Raw genomic sequence first — 6,000 nt, 5'->3', positions numbered from 1 at the left:
CCCGGCGCTTCCTTCGTTTACCAGATACTGGATAACCCCTTCCTTACGGCGTCCCACGGCTGCGAGTATTTCGCCCTTATCCGCGAGGATATCGACGGAAAATTCCGGGCCTGGCAGGTACGGCATCAAAACAAGGGGTTTAAACGACTCAGCAGCTGATGCTGCTGCAATATACTGTTGCGGACTGACCAGACGATGTTCGGGATGATTAAAGACGGCCATAGGCGAAGCACTGTCATCAAAGCGCCAGAATCCCATGCCATAGATACCCGTCACCGGCTTCACGCATACCGGGCTGTCAGTGAACGGCGGGGCCGCGAGGTGTGTTTTTAATTCTGCCAGCGTATTCACCCGCCAGGATGGTACGACCGGGAGACCCTTTTGCTCCATAAACTGAGCAAAAGTAACTTTTTCGTCAGCCAGAGTTAACCAGTCGACGCCCGTTGCACCGGTAGTAAGGGTGGCACCGGTCGATTCAATGGCTGAACGGTGTTCTTCAAACCACTGGCTGTTACGGCCAGTATGAATATGGTGGATGCCGTAGGACTGAATGGTTTCCTGGATAAACTGAAGACGTTTTTGAGGATCTTCAGGTTCAGTCAAAGAATAGTCGGCAACGGAAAGGATTTCATTTCTTTCGTTACGGTGGGAGGCAAAAACGGTAATGGCAAAATTATTTTTTTTTGCAAATGATTTTACCCCCTGAATAATATCTCGCTGGGAGGATAAACCTTCCATAAACCAAATTTTCTTGTTCATTTTTTTTAATTATCCGGAACGCCATGCAAATTTATGATTGAGAAGTGAGTCTATGAGTGTCTAAGCTACATGTCAATCATAATATGATTTATAACTCCTGTGGTTATGGAGTGCGTCAGGTTTTTTGGATTCCTGATAACACATTGATATTTAAATTAAACTTAGAAAATTAACACCCTGAAAAGGATTTCTTTTTGTGTTTTTACAGAAAACTACCAAAATTTCCCTTGTCAGAGAACTTCATCATGATATGATTTTCTTCGTCAGTTACTAAATATACCTTTGATTGTCTCGGTCATTACCATTTTAAGGAATAAAACATGGTTTCATTAGTTAAGAACCAGACGGTATCACTCAGCAAAGAATCATCTGCATTAAGCCAGCTTCATTTCGGTCTCGGTTGGGATCCGGTTAAGAAAAAAGGTCTTCTTGGAGGATTGTTTGGAGGCAACGACTCAATCGATCTCGATGCTGGCTGCGTATTAATGGACAGCACCGGTAAAACAATTGACACCATCTGGTTCCGCAAACTGGAATCCACCTGCGGCGCTGTTGTGCACAGTGGCGATAACCTGACCGGTGAAGGTGACGGTGACGATGAGGTGATTAATGTCAACCTCTCCCGACTGCCTGCAAACGTTGAATACCTGGCGTTTACGGTAAACAGCTTCCGTGGTCAGTCGTTCAATGACGTCGAAAACGCGTTCTGCCGCGTTGTCGATCAAACCGGCAAAGAGCTGGCTCGCTACAAGCTGACTGAGCAGGGCTCACATACCGGGATCGTTATTTCTTCGCTGCGCCGTAATAACGGCAACTGGGACTTTACCGCCCTTGGCCATGCCTGTCGCGGCCGCACAATTGACGATATGCACTCCGATATCGTTTCAGCGGTTATTCGCTAATGAACCTGACGCCGGGGGGCAATGCCCCCGTTCCAGCCCAGGAGTTGCGGGTCCGGATCACCTCGGGCGGCCAGGTGGATGCTTCGGCGTTTCGCCTGTATGCCGACGGGAAGGTGCAGGGTGATGCGGACATGGTGTTTTATGGTCAGCCACGTAACGATGATGGTACCGTCAGCCTGGTCAGTGAAGGCCAGTACTCAACCTTTACTGTCGCGCTCAACCGGCTGAAACCTGATGTCCAGAAAATTGCGTTCACCGTGACCTGTGACGGTGGGCAGACGGTGTCCGGTCTTCGTAATCTTTCCATCGACGTGGAGCAAGGGGCTACCGGCCTGGTTAGCGGCAGTGTCGAACTGAGCGGCCGTCAGGAAGCAGCCTTAATTCTGGGTGAATTTTACCGTCGTAATAATGACTGGAAATTCCGCTTCGTTGCGCAGGGGTTCAACGGTGGACTTAAACCGCTGGCAGAGCATTTCGGCGTAAATATTGCCGACGAACCGGCTCCCGCAGCCCCGACTCCTCCGGTTGTAACCCCTCCGCCAGTTGAGACAAAAATCAGCCTGAGCAAGGTATCGCTGACAAAAGAGAAGCCTGCAATCAGCCTGACCAAACGGGATAACTTCGGTGAAATCCGGATCAACCTGAACTGGCACCGGGGCAGCGGCAAATCAGGCTTTGCAGGCATGTTCGGCTCCAAAGGAATCGACCTGGATCTGGGGGCCTTTGTTGAGCTTCAGGACGGGTATAAATCGGTCATTCAGGCGCTCGGTAATGCATTCGGTGATTATCGCGATGAACCGTATGTTCAGCTCAAGGGCGATGACCGGACGGGTGATGTATCAGACGGCGAGTGGCTGCATATCAATGGACGTGAATGGAAGCATATCCGCGAAGTGCTGATTTACGCCTTTATTTATGAAGGTGTTCCCAGCTGGGACAAGACTGATGGTGTGGTCACCATTCATGTGCCGGATCAACCGCCCATTGAGACCCGCCTGACCGAAGGTGAAAACCGTCGCACATTGTGCGCCATTGCCAGACTCGTAAACGAAAACGGCGCAATTAAAGTCGAGCGAATTAACCAGTACTTCAAAGGCCAGGACGAAATGGACCGGGCATTTGGCTGGGGATTTCGCTGGAGCGCCGGTTCTAAATAACACAGCAACAAAGGAAACAGGTATGAGCTTTTTCGACAAAGTTAAAGGTGCCATTAACTCAGGCCGTGACGAACTGACCCGCCAGGTTGGCCGTTTCAAAAACAAAAAATTCATGCAGGGCACCGTTGCTGTATGTGCCCGTATTGCCGTATCGAGTGACGGCGTAAGTTCGGAAGAAAAGCAGAAAATGATGGGCTTTCTGCGCTCTTCAGAAGAGCTGAAGGTCTTCGATACCAATGAGGTGATTGAGTTCTTCAATAAACTGGTTTCAAGCTTCGATTTCGATGTTGAAATCGGCAAGGGCGAAACCATGAAATACATCCTGGCGCTGAAAGATCAGCCTGAGGCCGCTCAGCTGGCCTTACGTGTTGGTATTGCCGTTGCGAAAAGTGACGGTAACTTCGATCAGGACGAGAAACTGGCCTCCCGCGAGATCGCTATCGCGTTGGGCTTCGACCCGGCTGAATTTGGCCTCTGATCCACATCCCTAAGGGTAAAATATGGTTTCCACACACATCGGCTTCCCGACTGAAACGGTCATTGTTTTTATTGCGCTTTCAGTCGGTGCCATCTTTATTGACCTGTTTATGCACCGTGATGACAAGCCTATTTCGCTGAAGAGTGCGGCGCTCTGGTCCGTATTCTGGGTTGTGGTTGCGATGGCATTTGCCGGTTTCCTCTATATCCACCACGGTGCTGAGGTTGCCAGTCTGTTTGTCACGGGTTATGCGCTGGAGAAAGTGCTGTCGGTCGATAACCTGTTCGTCATGATGGCCATCTTCTCCTGGTTCGCCGTTCCGGATCGTTATCGCCACCGTGTTCTCTACTGGGGGATCATTGGTGCCATTGTCTTCAGGGGCATCTTTGTCGCCATCGGTACGAGCCTGCTGAGTCTGGGGCCGTATGTTGAAGTTGTCTTCGCTATTATCGTTGCCTGGACAGCGGTCATGATGCTTAAAAGCGGTGATGACGATGATGAAATTGAGGATTACTCCCAGCATCTGGCTTACCGCATGGTTAAACGCTTCTTCCCTATCTGGCCGAAGCTCAGAGGGCATGCCTTCCTGCTTAACCAGAAGGAAGTGGATGCTGAACTGGCGAAACCAGAAAACAGCGATGTCACCATTGGCCGTGGTAAAAAAGCGGCGCTGTATGCGACCCCGCTGTTCCTGTGTGTGGCTGTGGTTGAACTCTCGGACGTAATGTTCGCGTTTGACTCGGTACCGGCAATCATTGCCGTCAGTCGTGAACCGCTTATCGTCTATAGTGCCATGATGTTTGCTATCCTGGGCCTGCGTACTCTGTACTTTGTCCTTGAGGCACTGAAACAGTACCTGGTTCATCTGGAGAAGGCCGTTATCGTGCTGCTGTTCTTCATCGCGGCAAAACTCGGCCTGAATGCGACCGATCACATCTGGCATCATGGTTACAGCATCGCGGCAACAACCAGCCTGTATGTTGTACTGGGTGTACTGGCGCTGGGCATTCTCGCAAGCGTCATGTTCCCGGGCAAACCTGAATCTGAGGAAAAGGGGAGTTAATCCCCTTAAGTGTTAACCTGAACAATTACTAATCGAAGAGGTTATTTTATGAGTGTTTCTCTTTCCAAAGGCGGGAACGTCTCCCTAAGTAAAGCAGCTCCGTCAATGAAAAACGTCCTGGTGGGCCTTGGCTGGGATGCGCGTTCAACAGACGGTCAGGACTTTGACCTGGATGCTTCAGCATTCCTGCTGGCCTCAAACGGCAAAGTGCGCGGCGATTCAGATTTCATCTTCTATAACAACCTGACGTCATCCGACGGTTCCGTAACGCACACCGGCGATAACCGCACCGGTGAGGGCGATGGTGATGATGAATCGCTGAAAATTAAACTGGACGCCGTCCCGTCTGAAGTTGACAAGATCATCTTCGTTGTGACCATCCACGATGCTCAGGCTCGTCGCCAGAGCTTTGGTCAGGTATCCGGTGCGTTTATTCGTCTGGTTAATGACGATAACCAGACTGAAGTTGCTCGCTACGATCTGACCGAAGATGCGTCCACTGAGACTGCCATGCTGTTCGGCGAGCTGTATCGCCACAATGGTGAGTGGAAATTCCGCGCAGTAGGTCAGGGTTATGCTGGTGGTCTGGCATCTGTATGTGCTCAGTACGGCATTAACGCGTCCTGATCAAAAAGTAACTTTTCTACCCGGGGCTGTTAATGCAGCCCTCATTCAACTGTTTGCAGGAGCTAAAAATGGCAGTTTCTCTCGTAAAAGGCGGCAATGTATCTCTGACCAAAGAAGCACCAACCATGAATGTTGCTATGGTTGGCCTAGGCTGGGATGCCCGTGTAACCGATGGTCAGGGTTTTGACCTGGACGCTTCCGTGTTCGCAGTAGGCGAAGACGGTAAAGTGTTGTCAGATGCGCATTTCATTTTCTTCAATAACAAAACCAGCCCTGATGGCGCGGTAGAGCACCAGGGCGACAACCGTACCGGTGAAGGCGACGGCGACGATGAGCAGGTCAAAATCGATCTGACCAAAGTCTCAGCAGATATCAAAAAACTGGTGTTTGCCGTTACCATCTATGATGCAGAAGCGCGTAAACAAAACTTCGGCATGGTGAGCAACAGCTTCATGCGCGTTTACAACAACGACAACGGCACGGAAATTGCCCGTTTCGATCTGTCTGAAGATGCCTCAACCGAAACCGCTATGGTCTTCGGTGAACTGTATCGTCATGGCGCTGAGTGGAAGTTTAAAGCTGTCGGTCAGGGCTTTGCCGGTGGCCTGGCGGCTCTTGCCTCCCAGCACGGCGTTAACATCTAAAATAACGCTGAATCATACCCCGGCAATGCCGGGGTTTTTTTTGGTTGCGATCCGCTATCAGGAGGGGGGGGGCAGAAAGGGTTCGGGAATCTCAGAAAGCAGAGAGATGTTAATTCTGACGTGAGCCTTTTAAAGGCAGGAAACGGATTTTTCTCTGGTTGCTGGTTAAAGCCTGTATTCCGTGCCTTATATCAACAGCATGCCCCTCTGATATATGTTACGTTTGCGACTTATGAAGGCACGGGTTCTGGAAGATAAAATACCCGACCAATGGAAATTCCAATTCAACAGGTATAGAAACTTCAACGTGATGAAATATGGTGTCACACCATATATACGCCTCACCAGAAATCCAGCGTCCTGAACTAAG

The 6,000-nt window shown here is 50.2% G+C and carries 7 protein-coding genes; 6 read left to right on the top strand and 1 reads right to left on the bottom strand.

All coding sequences use genetic code 11. The features are described from left to right. The coding region (locus FHN83_RS01765) for an ATP-grasp domain-containing protein (protein WP_139563072.1) at window positions 1-759 on the bottom strand (759 nt) is incomplete at its 3' end. A gap of 320 nt (window positions 760-1,079) precedes the next feature. Between FHN83_RS01765 and FHN83_RS01760 the strand changes: the two genes are divergently transcribed. The 6 genes from FHN83_RS01760 to FHN83_RS01735 all read left to right on the top strand — a co-directional run bounded on the left by FHN83_RS01760 (window position 1,080) and on the right by FHN83_RS01735 (window position 5,630). Then, window positions 1,080-1,661, top strand: a complete 582-nt coding sequence (locus tag FHN83_RS01760; RefSeq protein WP_000254137.1) for a tellurium resistance-associated protein TerZ — start codon at window positions 1,080-1,082, stop codon at window positions 1,659-1,661. After that, window positions 1,661-2,818, top strand: a complete 1,158-nt coding sequence (locus FHN83_RS01755) for a TerD family protein (RefSeq protein ID WP_001054786.1) — start codon at window positions 1,661-1,663, stop codon at window positions 2,816-2,818. Before FHN83_RS01760 ends, FHN83_RS01755 begins: the two co-directional genes overlap by 1 nt. Window positions 2,819-2,840: 22 nt before the next feature. After that, window positions 2,841-3,296 carry a tellurite resistance TerB family protein gene (locus FHN83_RS01750; protein ID WP_000007449.1) on the top strand — a complete coding sequence of 152 codons (456 nt, stop codon included), beginning with the start codon at window positions 2,841-2,843 and terminating at the stop codon, window positions 3,294-3,296. A gap of 22 nt (window positions 3,297-3,318) precedes the next feature. Continuing rightward, window positions 3,319-4,359 (top strand): tellurium resistance membrane protein TerC, encoded by a 1,041-nt coding sequence (gene terC, locus FHN83_RS01745; protein WP_000255079.1) that lies wholly within the window; start codon window positions 3,319-3,321, stop codon window positions 4,357-4,359. Between the two features lie 48 nt (window positions 4,360-4,407). Further along, complete coding sequence (gene terD / locus FHN83_RS01740) at window positions 4,408-4,986, top strand: tellurium resistance membrane protein TerD (RefSeq protein ID WP_000116680.1); 579 nt, start codon at window positions 4,408-4,410, stop codon at window positions 4,984-4,986. Window positions 4,987-5,054: 68 nt separating this feature from the next. After that, window positions 5,055-5,630, top strand: coding sequence for a TerD family protein (locus FHN83_RS01735; RefSeq protein WP_000301247.1), 576 nt, complete (start codon window positions 5,055-5,057; stop codon window positions 5,628-5,630). Window positions 5,631-6,000 lie beyond the last annotated feature (370 nt).

It is taken from the genome of Leclercia adecarboxylata (assembly GCF_006171285.1).
In the GTDB taxonomy this organism is placed as follows: domain Bacteria; phylum Pseudomonadota; class Gammaproteobacteria; order Enterobacterales; family Enterobacteriaceae; genus Enterobacter; species Enterobacter barmai.
The sequence above is the reverse complement of the archived record's forward strand: the minus strand, read 5'-3'. Positions and strand labels throughout refer to the sequence as shown.